Raw genomic sequence first — 14,564 nt, 5'->3', positions numbered from 1 at the left:
GCCTTTAGCCATGGCAGACTCCTGAAGGGATAGAACGATAGAGAGAAGAGAGATGTGGTGCCCATGACGCGGATCGAACGCGTGACCTCTCCCTTACCAAGGGAGTGCTCTACCACTGAGCCACATGGGCATTCAACTTCAGCCGAGCGTGGCTAAAGATTTTAAACCTGGAGCGGGTGAAGGGGATCGAACCCTCGTCTTAAGCTTGGAAGGCTTCTGCTCTACCATTGAGCTACACCCGCAGACTTTTCTTCACCCTCTCCTAAAGTTGCCTTGCTGGCTAACTTTAGAAAAGTGCTGGTGGTGGGAGTTGGATTCGAACCAACGTAGGCGCAGGGCCAACAGATTTACAGTCTGCCTCCTTTAACCACTCGGACATCCCACCCGAAGCGAAAATCGAATTATGGACACATTTTAGGATGTCGTCAAGTCTTTTGACAAGAAAACTGAATAATTCACGGAATTTTTTTAAAAAATGGCGATTCAAGTCCCTTTTCCTCTGGTTTTGCTCCGTTTTCAGGGTGACTTTTCGGCTCATTTCGAGCGTATAGGAAAAAGGGAAATCGGTGTGAAATCCGGGTAAACACCGCATTTTCTTCGTATTTTTACTCTTTTTTTTGTAAGCAAAAGATACTGTAGCCTGTTTTTAGATTTTTAGTTCCAACTACCGCTGCGCCCAAGCTTTTGGATTCAGCGCTGTCTGCGCTCTGCAAGCAGTTGCCTCGGGCATTGGATAAGTCACCTGGTCTGTCAGCAGTTCCACGGCCCTTCCAGCCTCATCGTCCTTGAATAGCCCTTTCCGACAAAAGCGTGCTGCCATTGATCCGGCAAGACAGGGGCAAACGACATACAAGGCAAAGAAAAAGCCGACCTACGGTCGGCTTTTAAATATGGCGACATTGCCCGGGCCTGACTTAATCGTCAGTCTGATCCAACAAGGACGACAAGCCCTGCTTTTCCAGCAAGGCATTCAAATGCTCCCAGCCATGAAAAGCGATCTGCAGTTGACCCTTATCCTTGGCCCCCACCTTCAGGGTCACTTTTGTGCCCAGGTGGTCCGACAACACCTTTTCAAACCGCTGAACATCGCCACTGCGACTTGCTTTGTTGTGCGCCTGCTTGCTGGCCGGCTCATCATCCTCATGCAAGGCGCGCGCGACCAGCTTCTCGGTTTCACGCACCGACAGTCGTCGAGCGATCACTTCATTGGCCAGCATGATCTGTCGTGCCGCATCCACCGCCAGCAAGGCACGAGCATGCCCCATGTCAATATCCCCTGCCAGCAACATGATCTGAACAGGTTCGGCCAGGTTGATCAGGCGCAACAGATTGCTGGTCGTCGAACGCGATCGACCAATGGCCTGGGCGGCCTGCTCATGGGTCAACCCGAACTCATCCAGCAGACGCTTCACACCTTGTGCTTCTTCAAGCGGATTAAGGTCTTCACGCTGAATGTTCTCGATCAGGGCCATGATAGCGGCGTTTTCATCGCCCACTTCCCGAACCAGAACCGGCACTTCTTCCAAGCCCGCAATCTGGGAGGCCCGAAAACGGCGTTCACCGGCGATGATCTCGTACTTGCCTTTGTCCTTACCGGATAAAGGACGCACCAAAATAGGTTGCATCACGCCTTGTGCGCGAATGGATTCGGCCAGCTCATTCAGAGCGCCTTCGTCCATGCGGGTACGTGGCTGATACACCCCGGCCTTGAGCAGCTTGACCGGCAACGTGGAAGGCGGGCCATCGCTCACTGCCGCTTCGCCTTTCTTTCCTATGCTTGCGATAGCGCCTGCGTCTGCGCCGAGCAAGGCATCCAAGCCTCGACCTAGACCTTTGGGTTTTCGTGTAGCCATGCTTACATTCCTATTGATTCTTATGTGCCTTATGCCTTGTCGCTGCGGGATTCTTTTTTCAAGCGTTTGATCAGCTCTTTGCCAAAATCCATATAGGCCTTGGCACCCCGGGAATTCTTGTCATAAACAATACCTGGCATGCCGTGACTTGGCGCTTCCGCCAAACGCACATTACGTGGCACTACTGTCTTGAACACCTTATCGCCAAAGTGTGTCTCGATCTGGTTGGACACCTGCTGCTGCAAGGTAACGCGCCCATCAAACATCACTCGCAGCAAACCAATCAACTGCAAATCCGGGTTGATATTGCGATAGACCCGCTTGACCGTATTGACCAGGTCCGACAGCCCTTCCAATGCAAAGTACTCACACTGCATGGGGATAATCACGCCGTGCGCGCTGGCCAGACCATTCAGTGTCAGCAGCGACAAGGTAGGCGGGCAGTCAATCAACACAAAATCATAATCGTCCAGGACCTGTGCCAGCGCTTGTTTGAGCTGTTGCTCACGCTCTTGCATCTGAATCAGGTCAATTTCAGCCCCCGAGAGCTCCCTGTTGGAAGGCAGGACATCGTAACCACCTGTTTCTGAATGTATCTTTACATTAGCAATGCTTTCATCGCCAATCAGCACTTGATACAAATTACCCGATAGGCTGTTTTTATCAATGCCGCTGCCCATGGTGGCATTGCCTTGGGGGTCCAGGTCGATCAATAAAACTTTTTTCTTCAAGGCAGCAAGTGCAGCGGCCAAGTTAATGGCTGTGGTTGTCTTGCCTACCCCTCCTTTCTGGTTTGCAATACAAAACACATAGGCACGGGGAGTTTTTACGTCGTTTTTACTCATGATTATCCTTGCTGCACCAACCACACTAGACAACGCTGTGCCTCTAGCTCCGGTACGGTTAATGATTCAATTCGTTCGACCTGCCAGTTGCTTTCGGATTGCAAGGCAGCTATCTCCAGATCGGGTTCTTTACCCTTCATAGCCGCAATGCGCCCACCTGGACGAACATGCCTACCTGCCAAATTCACAAAATCAAGCAGCGAAGAAAAAGCTCGGGAAACTACGATATCTGCTTGCAAAGGTTCCTGCTGCTCTACCCGTACATGCATGGCTGATAAATTGGGCAAACCCAATGCCCCAACCATTTGCTGGACAAATGCCATTTTTTTCTCGACCGCATCAATGCAGGTAATGTTCCACGTGGAACATGAGGCAGCCAAAACTACCCCTGGCAAGCCTGCCCCCGATCCCACATCTACAATCCGAACCGCTTCCTGAGTCGGAAGATTTTTACTGGCCAGATAATTCTGAAACGGTCGAACAATCGACAGGCTATCAAAAATATGTTGCACCAGCATTTGATCTGGGTCACGCAAGGCGGTCAGATTATAGGTACGGTTCCAGCGCTGCAATTGCTTGATGTAGTCGAGCAGCTTGCGCACCAGTACGGGGTCCTGATCAAGCCCCAGATCTACCAGGGCCTGATTCAGACGTTTTGAATACATATCACTCATGCCGATTGCTTGCTTTTCTGCTTGCGTTTCAGGTGTACCAACAATAATGAAACCGCGGCGGGAGTCACACCTTGAACCCGTCCGGCCTGTCCAATCGTCAATGGTTTGGCCGCCTTCAACCGTTGGCGAACTTCGATCGACAAGCCTTTGATATCGTCATAATCCAGATCCTCTGGAATAACCTGCTCTTCCAGGGCTGCCTGTCGCGTCACCTCATCCTGCTGGCGCGCTACATAGCCGGCGTACTTAACCTGAATCTCCACCTGTTCAATATGAACTGGATCTTCTAAGCCTGGTCCCGCTATAGGTAGTCCTTGGTCGTTCAGTACGGCCATCAACTTCCCATAGTCCACTTCAGGCCGCTTGAGCAAATCAAAAAAGGAATATTCCCGTTCGATATTTTTACCTAACAGTGCTTGGGCTTGCTCAGAAGGCAGACTGCGAGGGTTCACCCAAGTTCCCTTCAAACGCTCAATTTCACGTGCGACAGCGTCACGCTTGCGGTTGAAATGGTCCCACCGAGCATCATCCACCAGGCCCAGTTCACGACCAATTTCGGTCAGCCGCTGATCGGCATTATCCTCCCGTAAGCTCAACCGGTATTCAGCACGTGAAGTGAACATGCGGTAAGGCTCGGTGACACCGCGAGTGATCAGGTCGTCAACCAAGACGCCAAGATAAGCCTCATTACGACGAGGGTACCATTGCTCTTTATCCTGGGCTAAACGGGCCGCGTTCACCCCCGCCAACAAGCCCTGAGCGGCGGCTTCCTCGTAACCTGTCGTGCCATTGATCTGACCGGCAAAGAACAAGCCACGAATCTGCTTGGTCTCCAACGTGGGATACAGGGATCGAGGGTCGAAATAATCGTACTCAATCGCGTAGCCTGGGCGCATGATGCGGGCATTCTCCAAGCCAGGCAGACTGCGCACCATAGCTAACTGAATATCAAATGGCAAGCTAGTTGAAACACCATTTGGATAAATCTCGGTGGTGCTCAGCCCTTCGGGCTCCAGAAACACTTGATGACTGCTTTTGTCCGCAAAGCGATGAATTTTGTCTTCGATCGATGGACAGTAGCGTGGACCAATTCCCTCAATCGTTCCCTGGTCGCTATACATAGGCGAACGATCCAGACCCGAGCGAATAATGTCGTGAGTACGCTCGTTGGTATGCGTAATCCAGCACGGCATCTGTTGGGGATGCATGGAAACACCCCCCATATAAGAGAACACCGGAATGGGATCACTATCGCCGGGCTGAACTTCCAGACGGGAAAAATCGATGGTATTGGCATCAATACGCGGAGGGGTTCCTGTCTTCAATCGCCCTTGGGGCAGTTGCAGTTCCCGCAAGCGATGCGCCAGGCTGATGGAAGGGGGGTCCCCTGCCCGACCGGCAGAATAGTTATTCAGGCCCACATGGACCAGACCATTCAAAAAAGTACCTGCCGTCAGAACCACGGACTTGGCCTTGAACTCCAAGCCAATCTTGGTCACGGCACCGACCACCCGATCACCTTCCACAATCAGGTCCTCGACCGACTGTTGGAACACCATCAAATTGGGTTGATTTTGCAGAACCTCTCGAATAGCCTTGCGGTACAGGGAACGATCTGCCTGTGCACGAGTAGCACGCACCGCTGGGCCTTTGGAGCTATTCAGGGTGCGAAATTGAATACCTGCGCGGTCGGTAGCCAAAGCCATTGCCCCGCCCAATGCATCTACTTCCTTAACCAAATGGCCCTTACCAATCCCGCCGATGGAAGGATTGCAGGACATCTGTCCCAAGGTATCCATATTATGGGTTAGCAATAAGGTAGACACGCCGGTTCGAGCTGCCGCTAAAGCCGCTTCGGTACCAGCATGTCCGCCGCCTATGACAATAACGTCAAACTCTTCGGGATAAATCATGTCAGAACAGCTAAAAAATAAAAATCAATTATACGATTACCAGCGAGGTATGTTCCACGTGAAACACATGGAATCTGGATCTGTTCCACGTGGAACACACTTTTTTGCGTAAATACCACTGTGGATAACTTTGTGGAGAAAGAGGCCGTTTTTTCAAGTCGGACTTGACCAAGAGACGCGGAGCAACGCTCCAAAGCCAATCCTCGAGGGGATGACGCTATGGAGCGAAGCCATAAAAGGCGGGCTTGTCACTCTTAAATCTCTTAAAAGTAGCTATCTGAGCAGCTACTCCAGCTCATGGGTATAGAAGCTTGACTGTCAGGTGGCAAAATTGTGGATAACAGAACCCTAAGATGAAATATCGCCTGATGTCTTCCTAAGTGCTTCCAACGTGAAACAACCATAAAATCTCGGCAATTGTTGAACGAAACGGCACTACCGCTACTCCCTTTCTCCCGCTCCAACAGCTCACTGTGAAACGTCCTATGAGCAAGCAAAAAGGGAAACAGACAAAGCGGGTACACAGGTTTATTCTCCTTGTCATACCCGTGGGGCACGGCGATGCTGAAAAAATCCCAAGAAAAAAGGAGCGTTATCTAGGACTTTGCAAGAGGCAGTAAAAACGTGAAGAAGCGAAAAGCAGGGCCTATATAGGCACCCGCTATATTCATGTGTAAGAACAGCTCAGCCAAGCCGTTCCACGATCAACGGAACCATACGAAATCTGTGGTATTTTCCTCAGGAATTCGTCTGATACGTCGCCACCCCACTTTTTCCAGAAAATTTAAAGGGCGGGTGCATTCTTATTATTTATATCAGTAGACCCATGCAGATTACCTCCAAGCTCCCCTCTGTGGGCACCACTATCTTCACCACCATGAGTCAGCTGGCTCTGGAACATAAGGCTATCAATCTGGGACAAGGTTTTCCAGATTTCAATCCTGATCCCGCGCTTATTGAGGCCGTCCACCAGGCCATGCTCGATGGTCTTAACCAATACCAGGCAATGGCAGGTTACCTGCCTTTACGCAACGCTATCGCCAGCAAGACGCAATCACGCTATGGCCGTCGCTATGACGTAGAGACAGAAATTACCGTTACCAGCGGTGCCACCGAAGCATTGATGGCCAGTTTCCAGGCTTTCGTACACCCTGGCGACGAAGTCATTGTGATCGAGCCGTTCTACGATCTCTATATCCCTGCCATTGAACTAGCGGGAGGGATTCCTGTCGCCGTCCCCATGACACCACCAAGTGAAGCTGTACCTTACTACCGGGTAGATTGGGATCGCGTCGAATCTGCAATCAGCAGTAAGACACGCATGTTGGTGATCAACTTTCCACACAATCCCACTTGCACTATTTTGCGAGCAGAGGATCTGGATGCTCTGGAGCAGATTGTAGAAAAGCATCCTTTGATTATTTTGTCTGATGAGGTTTATGAGCACCTGACCTTTGATCAGAGAGAACATTTAAGCTTGGCGACCCGTCCCTCTCTGGCCGAACGAGCAGTGATCGTCTCTTCCTTTGGCAAGACCTTCCATGCCACAGGCTGGAAGGTTGGCTATTGCTGCGCCCCAGCCAAACTAAGTGCAGAGATTAGAAAAATCCATCAATACACAGTTTTTACCGTTCCCAGCCCTTTACAGGCGGGTCTAGCGACTTATATGCAAGAACCTGCTACCTGGGAGAGCCTGCCCTCTTTCTACCAGGAAAAACGCGACCATTTACACCAAGGCTTACAGCACACCCGTTTCAAACCCATGCCCAGCGAAGGTACGTTTTTTCTGTTGGCCAGCTATGACAATATTTCAGATCTACCTGAGTTGGATTTTGCCAAATACTTGAACCAACACTATGGTGTAGGCGCAATACCGGTCTCTGCCTTTTACCTGAATCCACACTCCGAACAGGCTAATCATCGTTTGCTGCGCTTTTGCTTTGCCAAACAGCCCAGCACCCTGGACCAAGCAATCGAACGATTAAAGAAGGTCTAGCACTCCGTTAACTATTCCGTACCACCAACCGCCGCCAGGCGGTTTTTTTTATCCCATTTTTGTGGACAAGTACACATCAGTAAATCTCATCTCTTCAAATGCAGAGGAGCGGCTCAGGCCTTGTGAAACATGCTTCCCCACTTGAAGCACAAAACCTCGTGCGCGCAACACAAAATCACCGCTTTGTGGCACATGCATAAAGAAACGTAAAACAGCCCTCTCAGCCTTCAAACGAGCCCCCTGTTGATAACTTTGGGGGTAAACCTGATTTTTTCTCCAGTTATGGCCTTTCTTTCACCGAGAAAAAAGCAAATTAAGCGATACAGTCGCTTTTTCGTGTTGAGTCCAAGCTTTACGAATGAAACCGGAGCAATAAACACAAAAAAGAAAAATATAGATATAAAACAATGACTTATTTCGATATTGAAAGCACATTCACAACTACGTAACTGTGTAAAAAAACAGCCTACTGACCTCAAGCGAACACAGGTGACAAGTGACAAACCGCCACTGACGCTTTACCCACAAATTGTGGATAAGTCAAAAGTCTAAACACGATTGACCTAGTACAAGCTCCAGGCACAACAACTCCCTAAGCCAAAGCAAATACTTGGCTAAACAATTTTTATCGGTAGAACAGGTCTTTTTGCTGCCAACACCCTTTCCTTGAGCTTTTCTCATACTGCAGTAAAGCCTCAGAAGGCAACAACAAAGCCGATCCTCAACAGGCTTGAAAAATATTTTTCAGCTCTGTTGGCTCAGTTTTCTGTATGCAAAACATGCATAAGCCAGTCTTGAGCGAGATCGTGATTTTTGTTCATGGACTGCATCTTAGTCGAGAACTTTTGACTTGCAAAGGGTAAGAGCCTGGTCAGGGTACCGCTGAACTTATCTTATATAACAAGCACTTAAATTTTTTATTAAGATGATTGGATGGAAGCCTGTTGATAAGTCGAACAAGTGCTTTTAAGAGTGGTAAAACAAGTACTTAGCCTGTTTTTTAACGGGGATAGATCTGACGCTTGTCAGTGGATGGTTTAGGAACAACTTTTAGAGAGCGCGAAGAAGTACCTACTTATACCTTATGTATCCACACGCTGTGCACAATCACCTTCCTAGAGCTTATCCACAGAAAAGAAAATTGTAACAGCGCACGGAAAGCCTTATTTATCGCGTGGGGTAAGTAAAACCGGTGTCGGTCATGATGATTTTTTCAGGCCAGCGCAACGCTGCCAGATGAAAAGCGGAGTCTTCAGGCGCCTGGGCTTTATGCCGATCGCGCCAGCGTGCCCCTACGGAGTAATCGATGCAAAACGTATTTTTCTTCGCTCCGTGCCATGAAAAAGGATCTATGTCTTTGAATAATAAGGAATATTTTGACATTTTCGCAACTGGCTGAGGAAACAGCTGACGCCAGTAATGGCCAAAAACCACAGGAACGTCGTCCAGGTAGCTGTCCCACCAGGCGGTACGATCCGAAAAACGCCATCGATTTCCTGCAAAAAAAGCTTGTTTAGCAGGGCCTTCGGTTCCGGAGGTCAGCAAACGGATTGGGTTGAACTCATTTTTGAGCAAATCGTAGTCAATATAGGACTGCAATAAGGGCATCAAAACGTGTGGATCTTCAATTTTTTCTTTCCAGTCCTGTTTTGCACGCAGATATTTATCTAGAATTCCTTTTTTTTCTGCATAATTATCCGCTTTATGTTCGCATTCAAAGAAATAATCAAGAAAATCGTCACTTTTTACGGCTCTAAGCGTATCAATTGCTGGATTACTCCACGCTGCATGCACGATTCTAAGATCATCTCTCTCCAAAACAATGGGTAATGTACGTAGAAATTCTTTAATTTCGTCTCTATTTTCAGGTTTTACCCGTTTGAATGGAGAGTAATTTCTTAAGTCTGATCGGTACCGTTCTTCAAAAAACCATCCAGAACCATCTTTTGCATCATCAATCAGCAGGTTGATCTCATGATTACCTAAAATTCCTTTTGCTTTTTTATTTGTAATCAATGACTTAAGGTAATCAATTACGGCTGGGCTATCTGGCCCTCTGTCACAATAATCTCCAACGAATATTAAATGACGGTTTTCAGGATGAGAGCCATCAGGCTCATAATCTAAATTTTCGATCAGTTGCAGTAGGGCCTGGAACTCTCCATGTACATCACCAATGATGTCTAAGGAACCAGTAGGTAAAGCTTGTACAAGAAAGTTGGGCATGGGTGAAAGCTTCTTTATTTAACAATAACTATATATATAACTGGTAATGGATAATGGGTGTCTGTGGATAAGTGGCATAGCCTAAAATTTATCTTTAATTTCATCCACTTAGCGACTGTTTTTACCTGTGAACCATCCCGAGGAAGACGGTGGAGCGAAACTGGACAACATTTGGGGTCTGGAAAAACAGGCGACTTATCCCCCTTTCATCCACAGCGCGTCCACAGCAACCCCTCTTGGAGCTTATCCACAGGGGCCAGACGCCTGTCCCAGCCTTAAATATAGCTTTTTTGTTCAGTCCTCGACCGGTTTTCTAAGCAAAATCCACCCTGGCGAGAAGTGCCGGGGTGAACGAGACCCCCCCCATCAACAGCATCATTTTCTGGGACTGATTAAGCCTTTATAATATCCACAAACTATTCACTTTCTTATTAACCGACCCTTTTGTCGGAAACGATATTTTCATTTTTGGTTTAATCGAATTTGTTAATAAGATTGTGGATTACTTTTTAATCCCATTCTGTGGATAAGTTCATATATCACGATTGTTATTGGTTTTGTTCAAAACAAGATCGTTGTTTTGTTAATCAAACCGAAGTTCTTGTGCGGTCTTTTTTTATTGAACCCGTATCGTCTTTTGTTATTTTTCTTCAGCTTTATTTTTATTAATCGACTTCTTTTTGGTCAAGAATCTTATTTCCCGTGTTATGAAAGTGAATGTTCTTGCTAATCAATAAGAAGGATTTTTATAGATGTCTTCATGTTTTCTATTTTTTTATAGAAAACGAATTTTTATTTTTTAATTTTCAAAATTTCAAAATTTCAAATTTTTAATGAGAGCACCTGTTCTCATTAGCAAAAATTCTGAAGTACAAATAAAAGAGTTGGAAGGTTGGGTTTTGCGCAGGAAACTACTTGCCGACCCGACCCGACCCGACCCGACCCGACCCGACCCGACTCGAGAGGACCGATCTGATAAGTTGTCGAGGAACAGGCTATCTTGCTGTATAAATCTGTTTATTTATTCAGTACTGATTATAAAATCAGTTTTTGTTCTGGGCAGGCAGTCCTAATCCTGGCGTTTTTTTATTGCGTGATCCGGACCAGGGCAGTAACCGTGGCTTTTTGGCGAAAGTGGCAATTTCGTTTGGTCGACGCTCTACTTTGATAGGACAATCTGTCCATGTTGGAACTTTCAAGATGTTTCAGCCAACAAACTCTTGAGTTTGAATCGCAGATCGCCGTCAAGGTAAGGCGAAACAGGCGATTGCCCGAGTGCGTGAACAGGTGGCGTCCCTCTTGCACGGCGGAATCACCCACTTATCTTTAAGGGGTATGTTTTTTCCTTGAACCAGGCAAGGGTATTCTCCTGCTGGCCAGGAGCCCAGACCGCTATAAGAAATAGCGCGAAATCTGCCCTCATGTAACAATTGCCGCCAAGGCTGTTTAATCCTTAAGTATCGTCTCGCTACTCTTCCCGTACTTCATGTCTCAACCGAATATCGAAGAAGCCGCTCAGGATTGGCACGGCTTGCTCCAGAAAGTGCCCCCGGCGGTTCGCGCTCACGTACTGACTATCACCCAAGATAACCAGGACGAGCTTGCGACCCACTTTTATACCCATATGCTCAAGCACCCTGCCGCGCAGGTGTACCTGTCGCACGATCAGGTACACAAGCGTTTGCATCGCTCCTTGCGCAGTTGGTTGGTGCAACTGTTCTCCGTAGATGAGCACAGTGACATGCAAGATCAGGTCAAGCTGCAGAACCAGGTGGGGGAGGTCCATGCCCGGGTCGGGGTGCCCGTGCACCTGGTGTTGCGGGGAGCCCGTTTGCTCAAGGGGCGCTACGCCCGCTTTTTGTTTGAGTCCTCGGACATCAGCTCCGAGCAGGCCTGGGAGTGTTTTCGGTACGTACAGAACTTTATTGATCTGGCGATGGAGCTGATGAGCCATGCCTACGCCAACTCACGTGAGCGCAAGTCTCGCGCAGAGGAGTCGTACCGTTTGTTTGCGATTGTGCAGAACGTAGCCGCCGAGCGCGGTCGACAGCGGGCTGCCCTGCTGGATTGGGAGAACCTGTTCATGTTCGCAATGGCTGTCAACAATGGCGTCACCCCTGCCCCGCGAATCGGGGACTCGGATTTCGGTATCTGGTTCAAACATAAAGGCGCCCATGCATTTCAGGGTACGGTAGAGAGCCGCGAGATCCTGGATCTGATGAATTTGATTGATACACAGCTGATGCCGGCCTTTGAGAAAGGTGATGCGAAGGGTCAGGTACTGCTTTTGCATGAGCTGCGTGATCGAACCCGAGCAATTGGTTTGCACCTGGATCGCCTGTTTGAGCAGCAAAATGAACTGGAGTCGGGGCGGGATGTGCTTACCCGCCTGCTTAGCCGCAAGTATCTGCCCGTCGTACTGAGTCGTGAGGTGGGCTATGCCCAGCAACGTGGATCACGATTCGCGTTGTTGGCAGTTGATATTGACTACTTCAAACGGGTCAATGACACGCATGGGCATGATGCCGGCGATCGTGTCTTGCGTCAGTTTGCTGAATTACTCAGCAATAGTGCCCGAGCTGGTGATTATGTATTTCGTCTCGGCGGCGAGGAGTTTCTCCTGGTGCTGGTGGACGTGGATGCGGACGGGGCGATGCGTGCTGCCCGTAATTTGCGTCTTCGCATTCATGCTGAGACCTTTCGGGTCGTGGATGGGGAGAGCATGGCTATTACCGCCAGCATCGGCGTGGCCTTGTACGATGGTCATCCGGATTATGAACGTACACTGCGCCGTGTTGATCGTGCCTTGTATCAGGCTAAAGAGGAAGGGCGCGACCGGGTCGTGTACGTTTGACAGGACAAGCCTGTCCGCTCTTTTATGTCGTATGGCGGCAACCTGTGCTACAAGTGCGTATTGTTTTGTTTTTGCCTACGTTTTGTGGCTTGCCGTTGACCTAAGGGTGTTTCATGAGGACGCCGCTCCGACTTAAGAGCGGCCTCGGGTCCCACTACATTGAATGGCATAAACGCGTTGGCTGATGGCCAAGGCAAGATTTGTTTGCGAGCTGATTTTATGCATCCCCGTTTGGCTGTTTTCCCCCAGTATCTACTTCCTAAACAGGCGTTGACCGAGTTTTTGGGCGGCCTGGCCTCCAGGCCCATGGGCGGACGTACGACCTGGGTCATCAAGCGTTTTATTGATCGTTACCAGGTCGATATGAGCGAGGCAGAGAACTCCGATCCAGCCAGCTATGCGACGTTTAACGAGTTCTTTGGCCGAGCGTTGCGCCCCGGGGCCCGACCTATTGCCGATGCGGCACTGGTCAGCCCTGTTGATGGAGCCATTAGCCAACTGGGCGTGATCCAGGGCGCGGAAGTGTTCCAGGCCAAGGGCCATAGCTACTCGACGACAGCCTTGATTGGGGGCGATGCCCAAGAGGCTGCCCGTTATCAGGATGGGCTGTTTGCGACCCTGTACCTAAGCCCCAGCGACTATCATCGGGTGCATATGCCTTGTCAGGGTGTGCTCAAGCGCATGATTCATGTGCCGGGCGATTTGTTCTCGGTCAATCCTACGACTGCGCGTGGTGTGCCAGGACTGTTTGCTCGTAACGAACGGGTGGTTTGTTTTTTCGACTCTGAGCAGGGCCCATTTGTACTGGTGCTGGTAGGAGCGACCGTGGTGGGCAGCATGGTTACGGTCTGGCATGGCGTTGTCAATGCGGCGCGTGACGGCAAGGTTCGCGAATGGAATTATGAGGGCCAGAATATTGTTCTGGAAAAAGGACAGGAAATGGGCCGCTTTCTGCTAGGTTCCACTGTGGTCATGCTGTTTCCCAAGGAAAGCGGATATCGTTTTGAGCCGAGCTGGCAGCCGCAAGGGGTCATTCGTCAGGGGCAGGCCATGGGCTATCAGGGCTAAACCCTGTTCTCTTGAGAGTAGAACCTGTGTTCAAGTGGGCACAGGTTTTTTTTTACCCCTTTTTTCAGGGTAAGCGTGATTTGAAATCAGGTGGTTTGTGGAGTGTGTATGAAAAGGTGGGGGGCGAGGGTGATCAAGATATTGATTCTGTTATTGGTCTTGATGGTGACTGTCTGGGGGGCGTTGGCGCTGCTGTTTCAATGGCCGGCAGGCGCAGGACGCTGGATGCTCGTGTCTGTTTGGGTGGGGATGGCCTTGCTGAGCCTGTATGCCTTGAGCAACGGCAAGAACGTTTTTTTTGTGCCCCAGGGCCTGGGACTGGTGCTATTGCTTGGCTGGTGGGGCAGTATCGTCCCGAGCAATGAGCGACTGTGGGCCACCGATGTAAACAGAATGAGCTATGGCGAGATCCATGGTTCGGTGGTGACTTTGCATAATGTGCGGGATTTTAATTGGCGCAGTGAAACCGATTTCGATGAGCGCTGGATTACGCAGGACTATGACCTGCAAACGCTTAAATCGGTTGATATGTTTCTTTCCTACTGGATGGGACCGGTCATAGCACATACTTTGGTGTCGTTTGGCTTTGAGGATGGTCGCCATGTGGTGTTCTCGGTAGAGATTCGCAAAGAGCGAGGTGAAGCCTTTTCTGCGATAGGCGGATTTTTCAAAGAGTTTGAGTTGAGCCTGATCGCTGCAACAGAGCAGGATATTGTCCGCACACGCAGCAATGTTCGAGGCGAGGACGTGTACATGTACAGTGTGGAATTGGCCAAGCCGGCCATGCAGGCACTTTTCCTGTCTTACGTGGAGCAGGGCCGACAACTGCAAACCGCGCCCCGCTTCTACAACACCTTGACGGCTAACTGCACCACGATTGTTTATGACATGGTGTCCAAGATTGTGGATGGGGTGCCATGGGACTGGCGGGTGTTGGCTTCGGGCTATCTGGCAGAGTATGTGTATGGTTTGAATGCCCTGGCTCCAGGCCATACTTTCAAGGAATTGCAGCAATTGGGTTATATCAACCCCCGGGCGTTGGCTGAACAGCCCGGAGAAGATTTTTCTGCTCTGATTCGACGGGATTTACCCCTTGTAGGCCCTATTTAAGGCTGTTTTTGACGTTTTTGTTCCA

General features: G+C 49.4%; 9 protein-coding genes and 3 tRNA genes. 4 read left to right on the top strand and 8 right to left on the bottom strand.

What is annotated here, in order from left to right; all coding sequences use genetic code 11:
* Positions 1 to 55: 55 nt before the first annotated feature.
* The 7 genes from VF694_RS13665 to mnmG form a co-directional block, all read right to left on the bottom strand.
* A tRNA-Thr gene (locus VF694_RS13665) sits at positions 56 to 130 on the bottom strand.
* A 38-nt stretch (positions 131 to 168) separates the two neighbouring features.
* Positions 169 to 242 (bottom strand) — tRNA-Gly (locus VF694_RS13660).
* 56 nt (positions 243 to 298) lie between these two features.
* Positions 299 to 385, bottom strand: a tRNA-Tyr gene (locus VF694_RS13655).
* A gap of 529 nt (positions 386 to 914) precedes the next feature.
* Positions 915 to 1,853, bottom strand: a complete 939-nt coding sequence (locus tag VF694_RS13650) for a ParB/RepB/Spo0J family partition protein (RefSeq protein ID WP_003800820.1) — start codon at positions 1,851 to 1,853, stop codon at positions 915 to 917.
* A gap of 29 nt (positions 1,854 to 1,882) precedes the next feature.
* Entirely contained in the window at positions 1,883 to 2,698 is an 816-nt protein-coding gene (locus VF694_RS13645; RefSeq protein WP_003800818.1) for a ParA family protein, read from the bottom strand.
* 2 nt (positions 2,699 to 2,700) lie between these two features.
* Positions 2,701 to 3,372: a 16S rRNA (guanine(527)-N(7))-methyltransferase RsmG gene (rsmG, locus tag VF694_RS13640; protein ID WP_003800816.1), complete on the bottom strand. Its 672-nt coding sequence runs from the start codon at positions 3,370 to 3,372 to the stop codon at positions 2,701 to 2,703.
* Positions 3,369 to 5,285, bottom strand: a complete 1,917-nt coding sequence (gene mnmG / locus VF694_RS13635; RefSeq protein WP_440164660.1) for a tRNA uridine-5-carboxymethylaminomethyl(34) synthesis enzyme MnmG — start codon at positions 5,283 to 5,285, stop codon at positions 3,369 to 3,371. The genes rsmG and mnmG overlap by 4 nt, the downstream gene beginning before the upstream one ends.
* 826 nt (positions 5,286 to 6,111) lie before the next feature.
* On the opposite strand from mnmG, the gene VF694_RS13630 reads away from it, so the two are divergent.
* Positions 6,112 to 7,281, top strand: a complete 1,170-nt coding sequence (locus VF694_RS13630) for a methionine aminotransferase (RefSeq protein WP_440164658.1) — start codon at positions 6,112 to 6,114, stop codon at positions 7,279 to 7,281.
* Positions 7,282 to 8,448: 1,167 nt separating this feature from the next.
* On the opposite strand, the gene VF694_RS13625 is transcribed toward VF694_RS13630, so the two are convergent.
* Entirely contained in the window at positions 8,449 to 9,507 is a 1,059-nt protein-coding gene (locus tag VF694_RS13625; RefSeq protein ID WP_440164656.1) for a metallophosphoesterase, read from the bottom strand.
* Between the two features lie 1,486 nt (positions 9,508 to 10,993).
* Between VF694_RS13625 and VF694_RS13620 the strand changes: the two genes are divergently transcribed.
* The 3 genes from VF694_RS13620 to VF694_RS13610 all read left to right on the top strand — a co-directional run bounded on the left by VF694_RS13620 (position 10,994) and on the right by VF694_RS13610 (position 14,539).
* Complete coding sequence (locus tag VF694_RS13620; protein ID WP_003800809.1) at positions 10,994 to 12,361, top strand: diguanylate cyclase; 1,368 nt, start codon at positions 10,994 to 10,996, stop codon at positions 12,359 to 12,361.
* Positions 12,362 to 12,580: 219 nt separating this feature from the next.
* Positions 12,581 to 13,429 carry an archaetidylserine decarboxylase gene (asd, locus tag VF694_RS13615; protein WP_039943175.1) on the top strand — a complete coding sequence of 283 codons (849 nt, stop codon included), beginning with the start codon at positions 12,581 to 12,583 and terminating at the stop codon, positions 13,427 to 13,429.
* A gap of 108 nt (positions 13,430 to 13,537) precedes the next feature.
* Complete coding sequence (locus VF694_RS13610) at positions 13,538 to 14,539, top strand: Lnb N-terminal periplasmic domain-containing protein (protein WP_440164653.1); 1,002 nt, start codon at positions 13,538 to 13,540, stop codon at positions 14,537 to 14,539.
* The last annotated feature ends 25 nt before the right edge of the window (positions 14,540 to 14,564 follow it).

It is taken from the genome of Alcaligenes sp. Lyrl_28 (genome assembly GCF_051948705.1).
Taxonomy (GTDB): domain Bacteria; phylum Pseudomonadota; class Gammaproteobacteria; order Burkholderiales; family Burkholderiaceae_B; genus Alcaligenes; species Alcaligenes ammonioxydans.
This window is presented reverse-complemented; position numbering and strand designations above follow the sequence as displayed.